The organism is Thermococcus litoralis DSM 5473 (assembly GCF_000246985.2).
GTDB lineage: Archaea > Methanobacteriota_B > Thermococci > Thermococcales > Thermococcaceae > Thermococcus_A > Thermococcus_A litoralis.
Map to the genome: position 1 here is coordinate 1,530,479 of NC_022084.1, position 19,751 is coordinate 1,550,229.

Sequence of the window (19,751 nt, forward strand, 5' to 3'; positions counted from 1 at the left end):
ATTTCCTTCCATGGAGGGCTACAAGACAGTTAGGGGATTTGGAAAGGTTGAAAAAGTCTACGTGGATTCTCTCTTTATCGGCTATGCTATGCCCGTAAAATCAGAGAAAGAGGCTAAAGAGTTCATTAGGAAGGTTAAGGAAGCCCACTCGGATGCGACGCACAATGTTTCTGCTTATAGGGTTAGAGAGGACAATACACTTCTTGTTCACTATGATGACGATGGAGAGCCTAGGGGAAGCGCCGGAAAGCCGGTTTTTAAGGTTCTTGAGTACAAGGGATTGGAAAACGTTGTGGTCGTTGTAACGAGGTATTTTGGTGGAACAAAGCTTGGATACGGAGGGTTGATAAAGGCATATAGCGAAACGGCAAGTGAAGCTCTTGAAGAAGCGGGAATAATTGAAATTATCAAAAAAGAACCCATTGAAATAGTTTTCCCATACAACCTTTACAACGCAGTTGAAAAGGCACTTGAAAAATTCGAGGCAGATATCCTTGAGAGGGAATTCAATGTCGAAGTCAAATTTGTGGCTGGAGTTTTGCCGGAGAAAAAAGAGGAGCTTATGAAATACCTCATCGAGATCACCAAAGGCAAAGCAAAAATAAGAGAGTTCTTAGATTTTGGGAGAGGAATCAGAAAGAAGAGAGATTAATCATCTCTCCAAGGCATTTATCAGCTCCCTCTTGTCTGGTTTTTTAATAATACCGAACTCCAAAGCGTGTTGAAGAATAAACTCTGGAATTTCATTATCAAAAAATGCCCTTATCCCCTTCTCTGGCATATAGAATGCGTAAACTCTTGTTGTTTTACCTCCACATCTCCCTCTTGCAACCATAAAACCCTTTTCAGCGTTTACTCTCACGATTTCCCACGAAAAGGTCTCAGCTAAGGAAAAGAATGCCTCAAATAGCTTGGCTTTAGCCTCTTTCAAAGCTTTGTTCACGGCCTGCCTCGAAATTCCAAGATTTTCTGCTATCTCTATTTCCCTCATTTCTTTGGCTCTCATAGTCCAGATTCTCTCCATGCTTTCCGGGAGCTTAATCATCGATTAAAACCTCCATAATTCCTTTAATTGCTTTTTCCACTTTATCTCTTGGGGCATTAGAAGTTAGGAGGTATTTTCCTTTCTTTGTTTTCAGGACAATATAATCTTCAGTGTCGATATCGTACACAGTCCAAAGAGCTATCATAGCTAAGATTACTATCATTGGAATTAATTCAACTTCATGGCTCTTAATCCATAAAAGAGATGCACCAGCGATAGAAATAGCTGCTGTTATGAGAAGTTTATGAGAGGTTTTTCCAAGGGGCACTGCCATTGAAATCAGTATAGAGCTCGAGAATACAATGAGTGCAACAACCCCCACATAATAGCCCGGCAGAAGGTTTTCCGGAAGTGCAAAATAACGATATAATGCATATACAAGTACACCCATATAGGCGATTCCAATTCCGGGAAAATGCCTCAGAAGAACACCCTTTTCCAGTCTGTTCAAAACTAAGACTTCCTCGATGTCTTCTCCTTTGAGCTTTATGGGTAGCAATCCAAAGGCATATTTGAGAATTAAGGTCTTATTTTCAATTTTAGCCGATAATCCCCATGAAGCAAAAATAAAAATCCATCCAACTGTCCACATCCACCAATAGGAGAGCTCCATGGCTCCCAATATTAGAACAAGGGAAAGAATAGCTATCATCAATGGAATTCCACTAAAGTTTGAGGGTCTGACCCCTTCAAGCTTCATTTTTAACACCCATAAACATTTTGATAGCTTTTTTTCCATCGGGGCATCCTATTACAATAATATCTTTTCCCACAGTATTGACAATTATGTAGTCGAATCTTGTCCAAAAAACGATAAACACGAGAAATACAATCCCAAGAAATACTCCAAGAACTGGGTTTTCACCAACTAAGGCGGAGAATATGGGAAGCAGCACTGCAATACCCAAAAAGATTTTTCCGAAGTCTTCCCAAATTTTATAGATTGGAACAAAGAGATACAAGAAATAAGCAACATAAATGACAAAAATCCAGAGAAAAAGGAGAGGAAATTCTCTCCATGGGGCTTTAATGAGGGTTATAATAAAGAGCAACACTACAAGTCCTGCATCTTTCCAGTTGTATCTAAATAATTTGGCCTCTCTGAGCTCATTCGCAAGCATTACCTCTTTGATTTCCTCAAAGGGTATTTTAACCCTCCAGAAAAGATATTTTAAAACAAGCCCATCTTCTTTAACCTCTATACCCCTTCCCCCAGAGAGTGCAAGAAGAGTAACTCCGACCCAAACAAGTTTTCCAATGTGGACTTGAAGAATTAAACCTGCAATCATTAGAGAATACCCCAATATTACAAAAATCCTTGAAACTCCTAGAGGGGTTATAGGCCATGCACCCTCAACTTTCATTCACTTCACCATTGAATTCTTGTCAACCAATGTAAGTTGACATAGTATTTAAACCTTTTGCAGAGGAAAAAGCTTATAAGAGAGTATATCCAACTATACCTCGGAGTCAGATATATCTGAGTGCCATATATAGGTGAGGACATTGTTCAGAGACAAAAAAGAAAAAGCATTAAAGAAACTCATGAAGGATATACGCTCCGGATTTTATGCGTATCTAGTGTTGCTTATCCTCGAACAGAAAGAAGAACTGCACGGCTATGCAATACGAAAGGAGCTTGAAGCAATGACCAATGGTCATCTAGTGCCGAGTGAAGGAACACTCTACGATATTCTGAAGAGTTTGAAAAAGTATAACCTCGTAGAAGATTTTTGGGTTCATTCCGGAGGAAGACCAAGAAAGTCTTATCGGCTTACCTCCTTAGGAAAAGAGGTTTTGAAGGAATTAAAACCAGAGGTTTTGGAGATCGCAAGAATTATTGGGGGGGATTTATGTGAATGATGGGTTTTATATCTCTGGATTGTTAGTTGCAATAGGAGTACTGACCTACCTTTTTAGGAACACACCAAATCCCTATATTGGCGTAAGGCTTGGTTATACATACCTCTCAAAAGAAGCATGGAGGGAAGCTAATACCTTTGCAGGCGTATACTCCATTGTTATTGGAGTAGTAATTGGAGCGATAACCTATCTCCTAAATCCACCAAGGGAAGTCCTTTTGTTACTCTTTCTCATAGCCATTGGAATTTTAGCCGTTACAACGTACTTAAAAGCGAAGGAAGCTTATGAAAGAGCTGAATTTAGAGTTCCCTTGGAAGAAAGTCCTAAACCCCTTACCACTGCAAACGTAAAACCCTATCTTATGGTTCAGCTTATTGCGGTAGGAATTTACTTCTTGATTGTAGCTCTCCTATGGAATAAACTGCCCGAGGAAATAGCGGTACATTATTCTTCTAATGGAATTCCGGATAACTTTGCTCCAAAAGTCATGGGAGCGTTTGTGTATCCGCTTGCCGGCTTTATTATAATGCCTTCGTTCACGATACTCATATCAAAAGTTCCCATGCTCATAAGATTCCCCGTATTTGGAAGAGGACAGGTGTTGACTTTAGCCTTTTTGACAATAATGCACCTCTCTATTGTAGTCATAGTTTCAATGTCCCTTCTCTACAATGTTGGCATGGTAGGTGAAGGATGGATAAGGTGGGCAGCAATGGGTATTGTGGCTGTTACAATTGTATGGGCATACTGGATGTGGAAACATTATAAGTCCACTCCACTTGAGGAGTAGCAAAGTATTTGAAGTTAACCATAACAGTTGCAGTGGAGGAAGTAAGATGAAGCTGATAAAGCAGGGCGCAGAGGCAAAGATTTATCTGGCAGATTTCAAAGAGCTTTACTTCCCATTTGATGAAGAGAAGGTTATCATAAAACACCGCATTCCAAAGCGCTACCGCATAAAGGAGATTGATGAAAAGCTCAGAAAAGAGAGAACCGTGAGGGAAGCAAGGATTCTGCACAGGGCGAAGCAGTTTGGGGTTAATGTTCCCTACGTTTACGAGGTTGACCTAAAAGATATGAAAATAGTCATGGAGTACATAGCGGGAGAGAGGCTAAAGGAATACCTCGAAGCAGTTCCCATAGAAGAGCGTTTGAAGCTCTGCAGGGAAATCGGCAGACAGATAGGTAAGCTCCACGAAGCTGGAGTGGTTCATGGGGATCTAACAACCTCAAACATGATTCTGAGGGAAGGGAAAATTTACTTCATCGACTTCGGTCTTGCGGAGTTTGACTCATCTCTTGAGGCTCGGGGTGTTGATTTGCATCTCCTAAGGAGGGCTATGGAGAGCACTCATTACAAGTGGTTTGAGAGGGGCTTTGAAGAAGTTCTGAACGGTTACGAGGAGATCAGGGGTTCAGAGAAGAGGAAGGAAGTTGAGGCAAAGCTGGACGAAATCGAAAGCCGAGGACGATACAGGGAGAGGGGATGGATTAAATGAGTTTAAGAATCTGACTTGTATGATTTACCTTGTTCAGTATATTTTTAGCCTCTGGGAGGGTAAGTACACTATGAAATGGATTAGGAAAAGCCTTGGGAAGTGGATAATTGGCAAGATTGAAGAATGGGCATTAGAACCTCATAAAACTGGAGAAATACTAAATACAACAGTGATTTCTGTTGTTGTACTATTCATTTCAGCAACAGCAAGTCTCGATATTTTAGCTGGCTTACTTATTGTCAACATTCTGCTTGGCTACATGGTTCTTTCTATTGCTGGTTATTTACTAGCCTTACTTTTTGGCAGTATGTTACCTAGAAGATACTCCAAAATTGTTGTCAGATCTACTAAAAATGTTGCTCAGTTTATGGTTTTTCTTAACATAACTGCAATGCTAGTGTGGAGTATTCTAGGCATTCCTAATACACTTAAGCCGTTCTTAGAAATATATAAAAATGTGAGTCTCGAAAGCAAGAATGTCAGTATCGTTATGGGAGGTTCAAATCTTTCTTTGGAAATTTTTAACGTAAGTGCCAGCACCTTTGCTCTCACAGCAAACAATAGCTTGGAAATCATTAAGCCGATACTCTTCAAGTTTGCAATTATGGTCATACCTTCGCTTTTTATTTTGTGGGTTTTAATAAAGCGAATTAGTTCGGATAGTCCCCTTCCTATTCAAGAATTGAGAAAGAACTTGAGAAAATGGGGATTAGTTATTATTGTTATTGGTATTGATATCTTTTGGGCAATGTATCAAATTTTCAGTGGGATTTTAAATATTTCTTCGAGTTTAGTAGGGGACAAGACAGGGTGGATTAGATTTGTACACTTTCTCCTAATTTTGGCTCTCTTTGGACTAATTTACATGTCTCTTTTAGGACATTATATATACATAAACGCCCAGAAACAACAAAAACGTAGGAAAGAGTTAACAAATCTGTATTACAATTAGTCTTGGCTTTCTTTGAAAGCCCTCCATACTCTCTCAAAAATCTCCTTCTCTTTTCCGCGCTTTTTCTTTGCCAGCCTCTCCACTATAAGCTCTGGAGTGCTCTTTCCAAGCTTTCCAAACTTGGGCTGTCTATCTACTATCAAGTTGAGGTTCTCATCCAAGCCTTCTGCCTCTATTCCGTCAACCCTCGCAAAGGACAGCTCTCTCTTTAAGTCTTCTCCTAAGTGAGAGACGATAACGACGTAAAACCCCTTTTCGTGGGCTACCTTTAGGAGCTCTCCAATAATCTTCACTGCAGCGCCGGGTTCCGTTATCGCCTCAAACTCGTCTATGAGGATCAGCTTTTTGCCTTCTTTTGTGAGAGCGCGGGCAAAAGCCTTTAAGGCGGTTTCAAAAGCGCCGGCTCCGTAGGAAGAGCGCTTCCTCCTGAAGAAGAAAAGCTCATCTAGTGGCTCAACCCATGCTTTTTCCGCAGGAACTGGAAGCCCCATGTGGGTGAGGAGAACTATCTGGGTGATGAGTTCGAGCAGAGAGGTCTTTCCACCGCTGTTAGCTCCAGTTAAAATCACAATTCTCTCTCCACTTGTGCCGTCAAAGCTCGCAACGTTCCCAACGACGTAGCTGACCGGCTGTGGGTTTTCTATAAAGAGGTGCCTTCCATTTATGAAAGCCATCCCTCCGCTGGCAATTTCTGGAAAGACAAAGCCTTCGGTAAATTCTTTCACAGCCCTCAAGAATTCCAGTTCATAAGCTCTCTGGAGTTCTTCTTTCAGTTTCGGGAGCAGGGGCTTTATTTTCCTCAGGATTTCCCTGCTCACTAAATACATCTCAACCTTTGTTTCTTTTTCGAGCTCTGTCCTCAGGAGTTCAACAGTCTCTGCAGAAACTTCCACTGGGTATAAATTATCTCTCGAAAACACCTCCACGTCAAGATTAAGCAGTTTACTAAGTCTTTCTTCGCTTTTTCTTATCTCCCTCAGGATTTCGTTTTCAACCTGGGAGAAGTGGGAGAATATTGCCTGATAATTTCCGCTCTTTAGTTCTTTTAGGAACTCCAAAAGTTCCTTTCCGCTCAGGGTTAGGCTAAATTTCTTTAGCATCTCTTCAATCTTTGTGTTTAACCTCTGCTCTTCTCTCCGAACTATTTCGTCTAGGTTCTCCAAAATCTCTCCCCTCTTCGCAACTTTTTCGAGTCTTCTTAGCTCTGCCAAAATTTCCTCTGCAACGGAAGGGGAGTTTATAATTCTCCCTATGCTGGCAAGGGCTTTAAGCGTTTCCCGATTTTCCCACAGGGGCATTATATAGAGCTCGGGAGCTATTTCGCTAATGGAAAGTTCAACATCAATGCCATAATCAACTGTGCTCAGTAATAGGTCATAGCCCTCCTCTGGCTCTAGAGAGACGTCACATATATTGAGGGCTTTTGCCTTCTCGAATTCCTCTTCACTGACTACAAGAAGCCTGTCGTGGAGATATTCCCTTCTAAACCTTATGGGTCTTATCTTTGAAAGGAGGGGCTTTAGCTCTTCGCTGATTTTCGGAAGATTTTCCTTCAGATACCTCTGTCTTCTCAATATTTCCTCTCTGTTGTTTGTTAGCGAAAATTTCTCAAGGTACGCTAGACTTTCTCTGAGCTGGATTCTCCTTTTTATCTCATTTTTTATAGCCTTGTATATTTCCTTTGCTTCACTGTTGAGCTTCATCTCTCACTAAACCTCTGACAGATTTTATAAACCCTACTCCTTCACTTTCTCCACTACTCTAATCCCTTCAATCTTTGTAAAGGGATACTGGCCGTTAGCATCTTTTTCTACAGCTTTTACCATGTCCCATATCGTGAGAAGGGCAACGCTGACACCAGTTAGCGCTTCCATTTCGACGCCTGTTTTGTAGTAGGCTCTAACCTCACAAGTTGCCTCGATGTAGTCTTCTCCGAACTCAAAGGATATATCCACTCCGGTTAGTGGAATTGGGTGACAAAGGGGAATTAGCTCTGGAGTTTTCTTTACGGCCAAAATTCCTGCAAGCTGTGCAGCTGCTATCACGTTTCCCTTTTTTGTTTTTCCCTCTTGGATGAGCTTGATGGTCTCAGGCTTTAGTTTTATTCTTCCCTTTGCAACGGCTTTCCTGAAGACTACATCCTTATGCCCAACTTCAACCATTTTTACGCCCTTTTCATCGACATGTGTGAGCTCCATTTTCTCACCTCTCCTATTACTCCAGAAAAGTATTTAAGCTTTAGAATATAAAATTACCTCGAAGTTCGAAGTATTTGGGTGGTGAATATGGAGGAATTCATTCTTTCTACAACGGAGAATGTTCCGGGGTATAAGGTAGTCAAGGTTCTCGGAATTGCAAGAGGGGCAACCGTTAGGGCAAAGCACCTTGGAAAAGACATACTTGCCGGTTTAAGGAATATCGCTGGTGGGGAAGTTAAAGAGTACACTGAAATGCTTGCAGAGGCGAGAGAGATAGCCCTTCAGAGAATGATTCAGCACGCAAAGGAAATGGGAGCAAACGGGGTTATTGGAGTTAGGTTTATGACTTCAGCAGTTGCCTCAGGAGCAGCAGAGATTTTTGCCTATGGAACGGCTGTTGTACTGGAAAAGGAGTGAAACCTGCTTTTTCTTTTTCATTTGATAATCCCCTCTATTGTTGATTTGTTTATCTTGTTTTTACTTATGTTTTTTTGAATGATTAATAAAACTAAAGGTATCAATAGCTTTAAGTATATGAGTTGCTATCAGGCTTGGTGGTCACCATGAAAGTAATGAACATTGCAGTGAAGGATTTTGAAGTCGGCATCAAAACGAGGAAATTCCAAATAATGACAGCGCTATTTGTAATACTCTCCCCGAGAATGAGATACAGCTCAACATATTCGGGCGGGAAGCCCCCTTCCGAAAGAGTGGAGTAGCTCACTAACGTCTAATCACCAAAAAGTTTAAATTCCAAAATAGGATATTTAAATTCAACTAAGTAATTGCAAAACAATGAGGTGAGAAAATGTCATCAATTTTGAACGTTTCCATGAAAGAAATCTATGAGGGAATAAAGACAAAGAGAGTGCTTATAGTGCTTGTCGTGTTTTTGATGGCTGGCGCAGGGTATGCATACTGGATAAAGAGTACTTTAATGAGAATAGAGGTTTTAGACACCGATATGGCTTTAAACGCCGCTCAAAATGCCCAAATTTCCTCAATGATGTTTTTCCTTGCAGTAATTGGAGCAATTTTTGGGGCTGATGCTATAAACAGGGAAGTTGAGAGAGGAACTATTAAAGTCACTTTGAGTCATCCAATTTATAGGGATCAATACTTGATAGGAAAGTTCCTTGGCAGAATGGCAGTGGTTATAATGGCATTTTTAATATTTGCGGTAGGGAGTATTGCATTCTTGTTAATACTTGGTGTTCCTTTAGGCTCAGAATTTGTAGCAACTTTCGTAAAAATGTTGCCGTTTTTTGTGCTGTTTTCGCTTGTCTATCTCTCCTTAGGCTTTCTGCTTTCCACATTCATAAAAAAACCTTCAACAGCAATAATAGTGGCGGTAATTCTGCCGATATTCCTTGAAATTGTCTACCCAAGTGTTGCTTCGACCCTTGTTGTGTTAATGAGCTTGAGAGAGGGAGTTGCCCCCACTAATCCGATAGTCTTACAAGAAGCACTAAAGAAAATTTATCTTTTACTCTCACCAATTCCGGGCTATCATATGGACAACATACTAAATGCGATTAAGTATGGGGTTTCTACATCTGAATTCTCTGAATTATTAGCTTCTGGAGGATTTTCACTCACACTGGAACCTTCAAATATTTCGTACTTGGAGGCAATTGGGATTGCATGGAAAAACATTGTAGCCTTGGTAATTATGTTTCTCTTACCTTTTGCGATAGCCTATGCAAAGTTTATGAAAATGGAGCTGAGGTGATATTATGAAGGCAATAGAAGTCAAAAACCTAACCAAGAGCTACGGCAATTTCAAAGCAGTTGATGAACTGAGCTTTGAAGTTTACAAAGGGGAAATTTTTGGATTTTTGGGTCCGAATGGAGCGGGTAAAACGACAACTATTTTGAGCATGCTTGGGCTTATAATCCCCGATAAAGGAACCATAAAAATACTTGGAAATGACGTTTTCAGAGAGCCCATAAAAGTCAAAGAGAAAATCGGCTTTCTCCCAGAAAATGCAACTCTCTATGAAGAATTGACAGCATGGAGGAACTTGGAGTTCTTTGCAAACTTTTACAGCTTTTCAAAACAAGAGAAGGAAAAGCGCATTAAAGAACTTTTAAAGCTTGTAGGACTGTGGGAAGCAAGGTATAGAAAAGTCAAAGCCTTTTCAAAAGGCATGAAGCAGAGGCTTTTGCTGGCTCAAGCACTTATAAACGATCCCGAAGTGCTAATACTGGACGAGCCCACAAGCGGTCTCGATCCGGAAGGGGCTTACCTAGTAAAAAGCATCGTTAGAGAAGAACGCAAAAAAGGGAAGACGGTGTTTTTCTCGTCTCATATACTCAGTGAAGTGGAGGAGTTAAGTGATAGAGTTGGTATAATAGTCAAGGGGAAGCTTAGGGCACTGGGGACGCTTGAGGAAATAAAGAAAGAATTTATGGAGCTTGAAGGGTATGAGATAAAGGTTGAGACAAAGCAGGCGCTTCCAGAAATTGAACTTTCTGGGATCATAAGGATGCAAAAAGTAAGCGAAAATAAAGCAATCATATTTGCGAAGGAAGACATTAGAGAGCAGCTTTCAGAGCTTCTTGCAAAGAAGGGGATAACAATTGTGAACCTTGAGGTTGAAGAGCCAAGTTTAGAGGATGTTTTCCTAAAAACTATTTACAAGAGGTGAGCTAAATGAAAAAGAAGGCTTTTATCATAGTTTTTCTTTTTCTGCTCTCGAATTATCCTCTGATAAATGCCCAACCATGGGTAACGGTGTTTGAAGATAGAGTAAAAATAGGGGAAACCATAATTGTAGGGGATTATAAAATAGATGTAACCTTGGAAAAGAATGAAATGAAGCCATATGCCATAATCTACGAGGACGAGGAAATAAAGAAGGTTGTTGGACAGGGAAACCTAACTGAGATTGGCAACATGAGAATCGTCCTTGGAAGCTACAATGCTGAAAACGAGGATGTCTTTGTTGCATTACAATATAAGCCTTCTCTAACCAAAGAGATATCCCCTAAAAACGGAGCTTCGTTTGAAGTAGGGGATTATGCTCTAAAGGTGATAGAGTCAGGTAATGAAAGCGTACTACTGAGCATAAACGGAGATGAAGTAGAAGTAAAGGCAAAATCTGTCAGAGTTTACGACAAACTCGCCCTCGAATACACGGAAGAGGTTTTGAAGGTTTATCTTGCCAATATTCAAGTAAAAAGAGAAGAGAGAAAAGACTATGAGCTGTACTATCCTTTCAAAGGACTTAAAGTAAAGACTAGGGATGAAGTCCAGATTCCAATAACAGTTCACAACAATGGCAACGAGGAATTAAAGCTTCAGCTGAGGGTTCTCTCAAAACCCTTTGGATGGGAGGTAAAATTCCTTGATGAGAGTGGGAGATATGAAGTCGATGAAATTGCTTTAAATCCTAAGAGCTCTTCTACCCTAACCCTTTTTATAAAGATTCCCGAAAATGCAAAGGGGACAAAAGAAATTCGATTTGCAGTTGGTGAGGAAATTGGTGAGATTACCATTGACGTGGTTAGAGACGAAGTTGTTGATATTGCGATCCCCCTGCTTAACGTGGAAAGTGAGGCGGGTCAGAACATTACATTTCCAATAACTCTGAGAGACAGAGGAGAGGAGAAAGTTGTAAAGCTGGAAGTAACAGAAAAGCCTGCAAGTTGGGATGCCTACTTCCTCATGGGTAATCAGAGGGTTAGGTCTTTTCTTTTGGAAGGAGAACAAGAGATAACTCTTTTTGTAAAGATTCCGAGAAATGCTGAGCTTGGTGAGCATAGGATAAAGTTCTCAGTAAACGGAATAGAAAAGAATGTAAGTATTTTTGTCTACAAAACGTATAAGGGAGAACCAGCGAAAGTATCCGTGACTGTTAAGGATGAAGAGGGCAACTTTGTGAAAAAAGCAAAAATTATCATCGGAAACAAAACAGCCTTCACAGACAGCTATGGAAAAGCCAATATGGAGCTTAAACCGGGGGAATATAAGGTTCTTATAGAGAAAGAGGGATATGAAACTGTTGAAGAAGATGTCACACTTGAGGATGGGGAGGAAAAAACTTTGGAGATAACTTTAACAAAGCTCCCCTACTACTTCGAGCTTGAGGGAAGCGGGGACACAGTTGCAGTTACGGCTGGATCCATAGGGAGCTATACAATGAGCATAAAGAACTTAGGAAAAGAAGAAGATTCGTATTTGCTTTCGACTTTTGACGTTCCGGAAGGATGGTCAGCGGAATTTTATTATGCGGAAAGTCCTATGAGAAAGATAAAAATTAACCCGGGAGAATCCAAAGAAGTTACTTTAAGAATAGTTCCTCCCTTTAATGCCCAGCCTGGAGAATACAACCTGACGATTGCCGTTGATAGCTCCTCTGGATTGGAGAAAAGGATAAACTTAGTAGTGAAGCTTATCGGGGAATACAAATTTGAGATGTATCCGGAGACACCAATGGTGAACATTAAAGCCGGTAAGGAGGGGATCGCCTATCTTTCCCTCGAAAACACTGGAACTGCTCCAATAACGAACATAAAATTTGAGGTAAGTGCTCCCCAAGGATGGGATGTTAAGGTTACTCCCCAAGTAATTCCCGAGCTTAGGTCGCTGTATTTCGAGGAGGGCGGTGTTAGAGGAATAAGTGGATCGGAGAATCGTTTAACTGTTACGATAAAAGTCCCAGAGACAACTCCAGCTGGGACATACCAAATAACAATCACCGGAAAAGGAGATCAAGCTCAAGCCAGCACCCAGATCACGGTTAGGGTAACTCAGAGCTCTAATACCGCATACATTGGAATACTAGTACTTGTACTAACATTTGGGGCTGTAATATGGATGATGAGGAGGGTGGGCAGGAGATGAAGGCATTAAACATCGCAATGAAGGAGCTCTATGTCTCAATAAAAAGCAAAAGGTTTATAATACTCCTTAGTATTTATGTTCTTCTCCTTCTTCTGCTCTCTTACTCTCTGAGGGACAACTTAAGTGAGCTAACTTCTCCCTCTGTTGAAAAGTTATCAATGGATTTGTTTGGAGTTAGTGGAGATGTTTTTGCTACACCTCTTTCTACTATGCTTACCCTCAACTTTACGTTCTTCACGGTAATTGGAGCTATTTTAGGAGCTTCTCTCGGGGCAGATGCGATAAACAAAGAGATTGAAAGTGGAACTATAAAAACACTACTTGGACACCCTATTTATAGAGATGAGGTTATAAACGGGAAATTCCTCGGCAATGCGTTTGTTTTGGCTATTACAATCACCATTGGATATGTGGTTACGATTGCCTTTCTCCTTATCAATGGCACTCCTCTCGATGGAGATTCTGTCTTCAGGGGATTTATTGCATTCCTTTTGACATTTCTCTATTCCTTAGTCTTTCTAAGCTTCTCCATCCTTTTTTCGACACTTCTAAAAAAACCTGAGACCTCTATGCTTATATCAATTGGCCTAGCAATTTTTTTAACAATGATATATGGGTTAATCGTCTCTCTGATAGCCCAACACCTAGCTGGAGAAGTGCCACCTTATGGAACGCCTGCTTTTGAAATATGGGAAGAAACTTTTAAGCTCTGGGAGCAGAGGCTGCACTTTATAAATCCGGCTCATCACTATGTTGCTTTAATTATTGCTGTTTTTGCTGGTGATAGAATAGCCAACTACTATGCTCCCCTTGGAGATTCCCTAATCTTGATGTTCAACAATCTATCAATGCTTTTAACCTTTCTGCTCCTCCCGTTTGCCTTTGCTTATGTTAGATTTATGACCAGCGACCTCAGATAAAAATAGAAAAGAGCAAATTAGCCCTTTGCAACTCCAATAGGTCTCATCCTTGCCACCAGATTAGCTATTCCCGCCTCATGAACAACGTTAACAACGTTATCGACGTTCTTGTAGGCTCCGGGGGCTTCCTCTGCAACAACCCTCATGCTCGCTGCCCTAATGTATATTCCTCTCTGCATGAGCTCGTTTCTAAGCTTATCTCCTCTAAATTGTCTTGTAGCAGCATGTCTGCTCAAAACCCTTCCCGCACCGTGGCATGTGCTACCAAAGGTTTCTTTCATTGATCCCTCGGCTCCAGCAAGCACATAGCTTGCCGTACCCATTGAACCGGGAATTAAGACAGGCTGTCCCACATTGCGGTAAGCTCTTGGCACAGCCTCATGCCCAGCGGGGAATGCTCTTGTGGCACCTTTTCTGTGAACTACAACTTTGACTTTCCTTCCATCAACCTCGTGCTCTTCAACTTTTGCTATGTTGTGGGCAACATCGTAAACTATGCTCATTCCTAAGTCCTCAGCCTTTTGCTTGAACACTTCCTCAAAGCTCTCCCTTACCCAGTGGGTAATCATCTGCCTGTTAGCCCATGCAAAGTTTGCCGCAGCTTTCATTGCACTGAAATATCTTTGCCCTTCCCCTGTCTGGAATGGGACGCTCACGAGTTCTCTGTCTGGCCATGGCACATTGTACTTCCTATTTGCCTTCTCCATGATCCTTAGGTAATCGCTTGCTACCTGATGACCAAGCCCTCTTGACCCAGTGTGCACCATAACAACAACTTGTCCTTCAAACAAGCCATATACCTTAGCGATTTCCTCATTGAAGATTTTGTCAACTACCTGCACTTCCAAGAAGTGGTTTCCACTTCCTAGAGAGCCTAATTGTGGGGCCCCTCTTTGCTTTGCTTTTTGGCTTACTGCATTTGGATCCGCTCCTTCCATTCTCCCGTTCTCTTCTAGATGCTCTAGATCTTCCTTCCAGCCATAGCCGTTCTCCACAGCCCACTTTGCACCATCTGCAAGAACATCATCTAATTGCGTCCAGTGAAGCCTAATCCTTCCTTTGCTTCCAAGTCCGCTTGGCACGTTTTTGAAGAGGGTATCGACGAGCTGTTTGATCTTTGGTCTAACTTCTTTCTCCGTTAAGTTCGTCCTAATAAGCCTGACGCCGCAGTTGACGTCATAACCCACGCCTCCGGGGCTTATAACGCCTTCTTTCACGTCAAAAGCCGCTACACCGCCGATTGGGAAACCATAACCCTGATGACCATCGGGCATTACTATAGAATACTTATAAATCCCAGGAAGCATGGCCACATTTGCGGCCTGTTCGAGGGTTCTATCTTGTCTCATTTTTTGGATTAGTGTATCATCTGCATAAACTCTTCCCGGCACTCTCATTCTTTTATCGAACTTCGGTATCTCCCACCTGATCTTATCTATTCTTTTTAATGGGATCTCCATCCTTCTCACCTCCAAATTAAATAGCTCTCAAAATTTTAAAAGATTGCGTTATTTGGGGTTTATTCTCCTTTCTTTCGGCACGTAGTTTTTAATTATACCGTCTTTTGCTTTTCCGCAGCCAAGATAGTACAAGCCCCATTTTAGTATTACCCATCCTCTCGTTTCGGTTGAGGTTTTCAGGTCTTCTCCACTTAGCCAGAGCTTCATCTCTTCCTCATCAACTTCAACGACGTTTTTTGTAGCTTTTGGGCCGACTAAAAAGCTTCCCTCTATAGTGAGCCTTATCCCATCACTTTCAATTTTTCCAAAATAAATTCCCCTATCTGTGCGTGTATTTGGATTGAACTCGCAGGGCTTATAGGCGTAAACCTTTTTACTCCTTTTTACTTCAAAAATCAAATCTGGAGCATACCCATACTGCTCTATTAGCATTTCCTTAACTTTTTTGCTCATGGTTTCCTTATTTTCGCTATAAAGAACGCTTCCGTGTTGTTGTCCTGTGGATGAATGCGAAGACATTTTTTCACCTCCTCGGAATACTTCTTCCCCTCAAACTCCAAAACAGGAGGTGTTGACTTTAGAGGTAGGTTGATTTTCTCAAGCTTGGCGTCAGTTTTGGAGAGGAGGTAGTCAACAACTTCTTCGTTTTCAAGGGGGTCTATGGTACATGTTGAGTACACCAAAACTCCTCCGGGCTTTAGAGCTTTGTAAGCTGCTACTATTAGCTTTTTTTGAATGTTGGAGTATCTTATAACCTTCTTCATGCTCCAATCTGTCAAGAATTTGAAGCTTTTTCTTATCATCCCCACACTTGAGCAAGGCGCATCAAGGAGTACTCTATCGAAGGTATTTTCAAATCGTGAAAAGTAAATGCCGTCTTTGACGGTAACCCTTGCGTTAAGCACTCCAAACCGGTTTAGGTTTGCTATCAAAACATTAGCACGCCATTTTTTTAAGTCATTGGCTATTATGCACCCTTCGTTTTTCATGTATTGTGCTATTTGTGTCGTTTTAGCTCCTGGGGCAGCCGCCATGTCAAGGACGAGTTCTCTGGGCTTGGGGTCTAGGACAACGGGTGGTATCATTGAGGACGCCTCTTGAGGAAAGACAAGCCCAAGGGCGTACTCTATCATATCCCCGAACTCTCTGGTGTTGATAAAGAACCCTTCTTTTACCCAAGGGATCGGTTCAAGCTCGTACCTTTCTTCCAGCCTTGCCTTTACGTACTCTAGGGGAGCTTTGAGGGTGTTGATTCTTATGCTCTGCCTCAAGGGCGCCATCATGAGCCTCCAGAATTCTTCCCCATCATCGAGCTTTTGATACCTCTCGTAGAATGCTCTGTTCATTTTGGCGACTTCTTCCATGTAACCACCTCAGATATCTGGGACAAGCTGTGCCATCCATTCCCCGTTGGGGAGCTGTTTTATCTCCATGTCGTGGTAGGTTATGGCTTTGACTTCTTCCTTTGGCTCGTGCTTTTCGCTCAGCTTTTCTCCATAGGCTTTTGCCTTGAGCTTGTATCCCTTTTCAGTTTTTTCTATTTTAACTTCAAAGTCCCTAAAAACCAGTCCTTCCGTGTCATGGAGGATAAGGAGCTCTTCAAGGAAGTTGTAAAGCAAGGAATATAAATCCTCTCCCTCAACTTCGATTTCTCTTACTTCTCTCTTCTCAACTTTCTCAACGTTAACCATTACATCAAAAAGAGCAATTGCAACGGCTTCAAAAGCCTCTTCAAGGGTTTCTCCATACCCTCTTATTCCAATATCGGCAGTGTGCTCATAGTGCTCCCACCTTTTCATTCTCTCACCCGATAGGTTAATATTTCCCCAAGTTTATTAGGCTTTGGGGATTGCCATGAGGGAGATAACACCGAAGAAGATTATGGAAATGAAGGGGAAGGAGAAAATTACGATGGTGACTGCATACGATTATCCATCAGCTCTTCTAGCGGATAAAGCCAAGATTGACATTATTTTTGTTGGGGATTCGCTGGGAATGGTGGTCTATGGAGAGCAGAACACCCTAAATGTGACCATGGAGCAGATGGTTTATCACACGAGGGCAGTTGCAAAAGCCGTTAAAAGAGGATTGGTTCTCGCTGATATGCCATTTATGAGTTATGAGGTTAGTGTAGAGGAAGGAATGAGAAATGCCGCCCGATTAATTCAGGCAGGGGCGGATGCGGTGAAGATTGAAGGGGGCTACGATCACAGAAAACTTGTAAAGAAGCTCGTTAGGGCGGGTATACCTGTTATGGGGCATACTGGCCTAACTCCCCAAAGATACCTTCGTTTGGGAGGCTACCATATAACGGGAGAGACCGAAGAAGAAATCGAGGAAATACTTAGGGATGCGAAGGCATTAGAAAAGGCTGGAGCTTTTGCAGTTGTTTTGGAGTTTGTTCTGGCGGATGTAGCTAAGTTGGTAACTGAAGAAGTCAAGATACCAACGATAGGAATCGGGTCTGGTCCTTATGTGGACGGGCAAGTTTTGGTATGGCACGATCTCCTTGGCGTCTATGAGCATGTGCCCCCATTTGTAAAGAAATATGCGGATTTGAGGGGTATAATTCAGCTGGCACTTGAGAATTATAGGGAGGAAGTAAAAGAGGGCAAGTTCCCAAGCGGTGAATACTACTGGGAGTTCCTCGATAAGGACGACTTTGAGAAAAAGAGGAGAAAAGTCATAGAGCGCCTATTAGGAGAGAGGTTTGATGAGGAAGTTTAAAGTCCGCAAAGAGCTCTTCACCCTTGAGGTGCCCGGAGGATACGCGGATAAAGTTGGACATGGAGAAGGATTCCTAGACTGTTCCCTTGGCACAAATCCGTTTGGAACTTCCGAAAGGGTAAAAGAGAAGTTGAAAAACTTAGAGGTAGACCTTTCTGCGTATCCGGATGTGAGGTATACTTATCTCAGAAACGCCCTTGCGGAATACTGGGATGTAGATGAAGAAAGCATTTTCTTTGGTTATGGGACCATCGGATGCTTTGAAAAGGTGAACAAATTTGTAATAAGCCCGGGCTCCAAGGTGTTTGGTATTTCCCCACAGTATACAAGATACATAAGCGACGTACTTGCCATGGGGGGCTCCTATGAATCGGTTTCCCTGAAAAAGGAAAACAGGTTTAAAATCGATGTTGGAGAAGTTATAAATGCTCTCACTTCAGATTATTCTCTTCTCTACCTCGACAACCCTCACAATCCCACTGGACAGGTGTTAAGGCTCAAAGAAGTTGAAGAAATCGTTCAGGATGCCGAGAGAAAGGGCGTTTTGGTTCTTGTAGATGAAGCTTATGGAGATTTTGTCGAAAAAGAAGAATCGGCAATAAACCTTGAATATGATAACCTCATCGTCCTCCGCTCTTTCTCAAAAGGCTTTGGGCTGGCATCTATGCGAGTAGGCTATGCTGTTATAAAAAACCGAAAGCTTGGGGAGCTTTATAGAAAGGTAGATTTGCCATTTCCGATAAGTACAATTGGAGAGATTTTGGCAGTTGAAGCACTTAAGGATCAAAAATTCCTCAAGGAAAGCAGAAAAAAGATAGCCGCTGTAAAAAGAGAAGTCATAGATACCCTCAAGAAAAAATTCCAAATAGCTGAAACCCACATGCAGACTCCAATAATGCTTTTGTGGGGAGAAGGAGACACTTATCGCTATTTTCTTGAAAGGAAGATATTAACTGTGAGGGGCTCAGCTTTTAGGTCGTTGGACGATTCCTATGCCCGACTTAGGGTTCCAAAAAATGCCGATGAATTACTAAGCCGTCTTTAGTTCACTTTTGATTCTGCTGACCATAAAGGTTCCAATGGTTATGAGCACAAACCCTACTAGGTGATATACTGTGAATTCTTCCCCAAGGAGGATTGCAACCCCTATTGCTACTGCGGGAGCGGGTGTTATTATTGCCGTCGCCTTTGAGAGGTTTATCCGCTTTATTGCGAGGTACCATATCACTTGTCCAAATGAGAGTATTATGCCCTCTGCTACAGCAAGCTTTGAAAACTCAAGTCCAGAAGAGAGAGCAAGCAAAAAGAGCAAGATTCCTCCAAAGGTGTTTCTAAATGCCGCTATAAGGAATGGATTGTAAGGGAGTTTCTTTGCTATCACATGCCCGCTCTGCCAGAAAAGGGGGACTAACAGGAGGAGCAAATCTCCCCCTTCTTGGTATTAATGCCTTTCCCTGTGTTATCACCAAAAACAAGCCAATAATGATTGAAAATGACCAGAAGACCTGGTGTTTAGTTATTTTTTCCCTTAGGAAAACATATGCAAGAACAAACGAGAAAAGGACTTCTGCCCTAGTTATAAGAGAGGCATTTATCGCTGTGCTTAATCGAGCCCCATAAGAATAAGCGATATAGGCTAAGGCAGTTCCAAACATCCCTACCAAAAATGCTCTTGGAATATACTGTGGATTTTCTTTTGCTTCTCTCCAGCTGGACGTAAGTAAAACGATTGGCCAAAGGAGTAAAGAAGCTATGAGGGCAGAAAATGCTGCAAAGCTTAGCGGATTGGTGGGGTTTGCCTTGATTACCACGGGTTCTATTCCATAGAGAAACATGCCAAGAAGGGCCAAAAGAGTCCCTTCACTCTCTTTGTTCATCCCACCCACCCAAGAGAATGAGATTTCTCTTGTATAGCTCAAGGATAAAGGTCACAAGTCTTTCATATAGCGGTTCAGCATTTTCTCCAAATTTCTCCCTCACTTTTTTCCCTATTTGTTCTACTGTCCTTGTGCCATCGCAAAGCTCCCATACAAAAACCCCTATTTCATCGAGTTCTATTCGCCTGTAGTCACCATGGAGCTTCCTTGCGAGAAAATCCAGTGTGGATGTCATAGGGATTAGAAGATAATACTTCCCATCGATCTTTCTTAATTCGATTTCTTCATTTCTCTTGGGGATAAGCTTGAGATAGTTCTCCATAGCTTTATTCACCAACGGAGATGAGAAGAGGATGTTTAT

General features: G+C 41.8%; 23 protein-coding genes and 1 pseudogene. 13 read left to right on the top strand and 11 right to left on the bottom strand.

What is annotated here, in order from left to right; translation table 11 throughout:
• Nucleotides 1–10: 10 nt before the first annotated feature.
• Complete coding sequence (locus tag OCC_RS08295; RefSeq protein WP_004068523.1) at nt 11–652, top strand: YigZ family protein; 642 nt, start codon at nt 11–13, stop codon at nt 650–652.
• Here the strand turns inward: OCC_RS08295 and OCC_RS08300 are convergent, their stop codons facing one another.
• The 3 genes from OCC_RS08300 to OCC_RS08310 are packed head-to-tail and all read right to left on the bottom strand — an operon-like array spanning nt 653 to nt 2,409.
• On the bottom strand, nt 653–1,045 hold the full coding sequence (locus OCC_RS08300; RefSeq protein ID WP_004068524.1) for a sigma-70 RNA polymerase sigma factor region 4 domain-containing protein: 393 nt from the start codon (nt 1,043–1,045) through the stop codon (nt 653–655). It lies immediately after the preceding gene.
• Complete coding sequence (locus tag OCC_RS08305) at nt 1,038–1,745, bottom strand: hypothetical protein (RefSeq protein WP_004068526.1); 708 nt, start codon at nt 1,743–1,745, stop codon at nt 1,038–1,040. The genes OCC_RS08300 and OCC_RS08305 overlap by 8 nt, the downstream gene beginning before the upstream one ends.
• On the bottom strand, nt 1,735–2,409 hold the full coding sequence (locus OCC_RS08310; protein ID WP_004068528.1) for a hypothetical protein: 675 nt from the start codon (nt 2,407–2,409) through the stop codon (nt 1,735–1,737). The genes OCC_RS08305 and OCC_RS08310 overlap by 11 nt, the downstream gene beginning before the upstream one ends.
• Nucleotides 2,410–2,551: 142 nt before the next feature.
• Here OCC_RS08310 and OCC_RS08315 point away from each other — a divergent pair, with 142 nt between their 5' ends.
• The 4 genes from OCC_RS08315 to OCC_RS08330 all read left to right on the top strand — a co-directional run bounded on the left by OCC_RS08315 (nt 2,552) and on the right by OCC_RS08330 (nt 5,359).
• The gene (locus OCC_RS08315) at nt 2,552–2,908 is read left to right on the top strand and encodes a PadR family transcriptional regulator (RefSeq protein ID WP_004068530.1); all 357 of its coding nucleotides are present in this window, start codon (nt 2,552–2,554) and stop codon (nt 2,906–2,908) included.
• Complete coding sequence (locus tag OCC_RS08320) at nt 2,901–3,698, top strand: DUF1648 domain-containing protein (protein WP_004068532.1); 798 nt, start codon at nt 2,901–2,903, stop codon at nt 3,696–3,698. Before OCC_RS08315 ends, OCC_RS08320 begins: the two co-directional genes overlap by 8 nt.
• Nucleotides 3,699–3,744: 46 nt before the next feature.
• Nucleotides 3,745–4,407, top strand: a complete 663-nt coding sequence (locus OCC_RS08325) for a Kae1-associated kinase Bud32 (protein ID WP_004068534.1) — start codon at nt 3,745–3,747, stop codon at nt 4,405–4,407.
• A 70-nt stretch (nt 4,408–4,477) separates the two neighbouring features.
• A complete protein-coding gene (locus OCC_RS08330) occupies nt 4,478–5,359 on the top strand; it encodes a hypothetical protein (protein WP_004068536.1) in 882 nt (293 codons plus the stop codon).
• Here OCC_RS08330 and OCC_RS08335 read toward each other — a convergent pair.
• Nucleotides 5,356–7,062 carry a MutS-related protein gene (locus OCC_RS08335; protein ID WP_004068538.1) on the bottom strand — a complete coding sequence of 569 codons (1,707 nt, stop codon included), beginning with the start codon at nt 7,060–7,062 and terminating at the stop codon, nt 5,356–5,358. The two genes, OCC_RS08330 and OCC_RS08335, sit on opposite strands and share 4 nt — an antisense overlap.
• A gap of 33 nt (nt 7,063–7,095) precedes the next feature.
• A complete protein-coding gene (moaC, locus tag OCC_RS08340; RefSeq protein ID WP_004068540.1) occupies nt 7,096–7,557 on the bottom strand; it encodes a cyclic pyranopterin monophosphate synthase MoaC in 462 nt (153 codons plus the stop codon).
• Nucleotides 7,558–7,644: 87 nt separating this feature from the next.
• On the opposite strand from moaC, the gene OCC_RS08345 reads away from it, so the two are divergent.
• The 6 genes from OCC_RS08345 (at nt 7,645) to OCC_RS08365 (ending at nt 13,326) form a co-directional block, all read left to right on the top strand.
• Complete coding sequence (locus OCC_RS08345; protein WP_004068542.1) at nt 7,645–7,974, top strand: YbjQ family protein; 330 nt, start codon at nt 7,645–7,647, stop codon at nt 7,972–7,974.
• 146 nt (nt 7,975–8,120) lie between these two features.
• Nucleotides 8,121–8,276, top strand: a complete 156-nt coding sequence (locus OCC_RS12620) for a hypothetical protein (protein WP_004068544.1) — start codon at nt 8,121–8,123, stop codon at nt 8,274–8,276.
• Between the two features lie 89 nt (nt 8,277–8,365).
• Nucleotides 8,366–9,289: an ABC transporter permease subunit gene (locus OCC_RS08350; RefSeq protein ID WP_004068546.1), complete on the top strand. Its 924-nt coding sequence runs from the start codon at nt 8,366–8,368 to the stop codon at nt 9,287–9,289.
• A gap of 4 nt (nt 9,290–9,293) precedes the next feature.
• The gene (locus OCC_RS08355) at nt 9,294–10,208 is read left to right on the top strand and encodes an ABC transporter ATP-binding protein (protein WP_004068547.1); all 915 of its coding nucleotides are present in this window, start codon (nt 9,294–9,296) and stop codon (nt 10,206–10,208) included.
• A 5-nt stretch (nt 10,209–10,213) separates the two neighbouring features.
• On the top strand, nt 10,214–12,406 hold the full coding sequence (locus tag OCC_RS08360; RefSeq protein ID WP_004068549.1) for an NEW3 domain-containing protein: 2,193 nt from the start codon (nt 10,214–10,216) through the stop codon (nt 12,404–12,406).
• Nucleotides 12,376–13,326, top strand: a complete 951-nt coding sequence (locus OCC_RS08365) for an ABC transporter permease (RefSeq protein WP_143592371.1) — start codon at nt 12,376–12,378, stop codon at nt 13,324–13,326. The genes OCC_RS08360 and OCC_RS08365 overlap by 31 nt, the downstream gene beginning before the upstream one ends.
• 17 nt (nt 13,327–13,343) lie before the next feature.
• Here the strand turns inward: OCC_RS08365 and OCC_RS08370 are convergent, their stop codons facing one another.
• Genes OCC_RS08370 through OCC_RS08385 form a run of 4 tightly spaced genes read right to left on the bottom strand, consistent with a single transcriptional unit; the run spans nt 13,344 to nt 16,585 of the window.
• Nucleotides 13,344–14,786, bottom strand: a complete 1,443-nt coding sequence (locus tag OCC_RS08370) for an RtcB family protein (protein ID WP_004068554.1) — start codon at nt 14,784–14,786, stop codon at nt 13,344–13,346.
• Between the two features lie 48 nt (nt 14,787–14,834).
• Complete coding sequence (locus tag OCC_RS08375) at nt 14,835–15,239, bottom strand: methyltransferase RsmF C-terminal domain-like protein (protein ID WP_004068556.1); 405 nt, start codon at nt 15,237–15,239, stop codon at nt 14,835–14,837.
• Nucleotides 15,236–16,150 carry a tRNA (cytosine(49)-C(5))-methyltransferase gene (locus OCC_RS08380; protein WP_004068558.1) on the bottom strand — a complete coding sequence of 305 codons (915 nt, stop codon included), beginning with the start codon at nt 16,148–16,150 and terminating at the stop codon, nt 15,236–15,238. The genes OCC_RS08375 and OCC_RS08380 overlap by 4 nt, the downstream gene beginning before the upstream one ends.
• Nucleotides 16,151–16,159: 9 nt before the next feature.
• Nucleotides 16,160–16,585 carry an archease gene (locus OCC_RS08385; RefSeq protein ID WP_004068560.1) on the bottom strand — a complete coding sequence of 142 codons (426 nt, stop codon included), beginning with the start codon at nt 16,583–16,585 and terminating at the stop codon, nt 16,160–16,162.
• A gap of 55 nt (nt 16,586–16,640) precedes the next feature.
• Here OCC_RS08385 and panB point away from each other — a divergent pair, with 55 nt between their 5' ends.
• The gene (gene panB, locus OCC_RS08390) at nt 16,641–17,513 is read left to right on the top strand and encodes a 3-methyl-2-oxobutanoate hydroxymethyltransferase (protein WP_004068562.1); all 873 of its coding nucleotides are present in this window, start codon (nt 16,641–16,643) and stop codon (nt 17,511–17,513) included.
• Nucleotides 17,500–18,558: a pyridoxal phosphate-dependent aminotransferase gene (locus OCC_RS08395; protein WP_004068564.1), complete on the top strand. Its 1,059-nt coding sequence runs from the start codon at nt 17,500–17,502 to the stop codon at nt 18,556–18,558. The genes panB and OCC_RS08395 overlap by 14 nt, the downstream gene beginning before the upstream one ends.
• Here the strand turns inward: OCC_RS08395 and OCC_RS08400 are convergent.
• Together OCC_RS08400 and OCC_RS08405 are read right to left on the bottom strand one after the other, a co-directional pair.
• Nucleotides 18,544–19,390: pseudogene (locus tag OCC_RS08400) on the bottom strand (DMT family transporter). The gene OCC_RS08395 and the pseudogene OCC_RS08400 sit on opposite strands and share 15 nt — an antisense overlap.
• On the bottom strand, nt 19,374–19,712 hold the full coding sequence (locus tag OCC_RS08405; protein ID WP_004068566.1) for a PqqD family protein: 339 nt from the start codon (nt 19,710–19,712) through the stop codon (nt 19,374–19,376). Before OCC_RS08405 ends, OCC_RS08400 begins: the two are co-directional and overlap by 17 nt.
• Nucleotides 19,713–19,751: the final 39 nt, after the last annotated feature.

Excerpts from the sequence above, each read along its gene's own strand:
- OCC_RS08395 (WP_004068564.1), top strand. The coding sequence starts at position 17,500 with ATGAGGAAGTTTAAAGTCCGCAAAGAGCTCTTCACCCTTGAGGTGCCC.
- OCC_RS08345 (WP_004068542.1), top strand. The coding sequence starts at position 7,645 with ATGGAGGAATTCATTCTTTCTACAACGGAGAATGTTCCGGGGTATAAG.
- OCC_RS08305 (WP_004068526.1), bottom strand. The coding sequence starts at position 1,745 with ATGAAGCTTGAAGGGGTCAGACCCTCAAACTTTAGTGGAATTCCATTG.
- OCC_RS08310 (WP_004068528.1), bottom strand. The coding sequence starts at position 2,409 with ATGAAAGTTGAGGGTGCATGGCCTATAACCCCTCTAGGAGTTTCAAGG.
- panB (WP_004068562.1), top strand. The coding sequence starts at position 16,641 with ATGAGGGAGATAACACCGAAGAAGATTATGGAAATGAAGGGGAAGGAG.
- OCC_RS08300 (WP_004068524.1), bottom strand. The coding sequence starts at position 1,045 with ATGATTAAGCTCCCGGAAAGCATGGAGAGAATCTGGACTATGAGAGCC.
- OCC_RS08370 (WP_004068554.1), bottom strand. The coding sequence starts at position 14,786 with ATGGAGATCCCATTAAAAAGAATAGATAAGATCAGGTGGGAGATACCG.
- OCC_RS08380 (WP_004068558.1), bottom strand. The coding sequence starts at position 16,150 with ATGGAAGAAGTCGCCAAAATGAACAGAGCATTCTACGAGAGGTATCAA.
- OCC_RS08330 (WP_004068536.1), top strand. The coding sequence starts at position 4,478 with ATGAAATGGATTAGGAAAAGCCTTGGGAAGTGGATAATTGGCAAGATT.
- OCC_RS12620 (WP_004068544.1), top strand. The coding sequence starts at position 8,121 with ATGAAAGTAATGAACATTGCAGTGAAGGATTTTGAAGTCGGCATCAAA.
- OCC_RS08350 (WP_004068546.1), top strand. The coding sequence starts at position 8,366 with ATGTCATCAATTTTGAACGTTTCCATGAAAGAAATCTATGAGGGAATA.
- OCC_RS08325 (WP_004068534.1), top strand. The coding sequence starts at position 3,745 with ATGAAGCTGATAAAGCAGGGCGCAGAGGCAAAGATTTATCTGGCAGAT.
- OCC_RS08295 (WP_004068523.1), top strand. The coding sequence starts at position 11 with ATGGAGGGCTACAAGACAGTTAGGGGATTTGGAAAGGTTGAAAAAGTC.
- OCC_RS08360 (WP_004068549.1), top strand. The coding sequence starts at position 10,214 with ATGAAAAAGAAGGCTTTTATCATAGTTTTTCTTTTTCTGCTCTCGAAT.
- OCC_RS08385 (WP_004068560.1), bottom strand. The coding sequence starts at position 16,585 with ATGAAAAGGTGGGAGCACTATGAGCACACTGCCGATATTGGAATAAGA.
- OCC_RS08335 (WP_004068538.1), bottom strand. The coding sequence starts at position 7,062 with ATGAAGCTCAACAGTGAAGCAAAGGAAATATACAAGGCTATAAAAAAT.
- moaC (WP_004068540.1), bottom strand. The coding sequence starts at position 7,557 with ATGGAGCTCACACATGTCGATGAAAAGGGCGTAAAAATGGTTGAAGTT.
- OCC_RS08365 (WP_143592371.1), top strand. The coding sequence starts at position 12,376 with ATGGATGATGAGGAGGGTGGGCAGGAGATGAAGGCATTAAACATCGCA.
- OCC_RS08355 (WP_004068547.1), top strand. The coding sequence starts at position 9,294 with ATGAAGGCAATAGAAGTCAAAAACCTAACCAAGAGCTACGGCAATTTC.
- OCC_RS08375 (WP_004068556.1), bottom strand. The coding sequence starts at position 15,239 with ATGAGCAAAAAAGTTAAGGAAATGCTAATAGAGCAGTATGGGTATGCT.
- OCC_RS08405 (WP_004068566.1), bottom strand. The coding sequence starts at position 19,712 with ATGGAGAACTATCTCAAGCTTATCCCCAAGAGAAATGAAGAAATCGAA.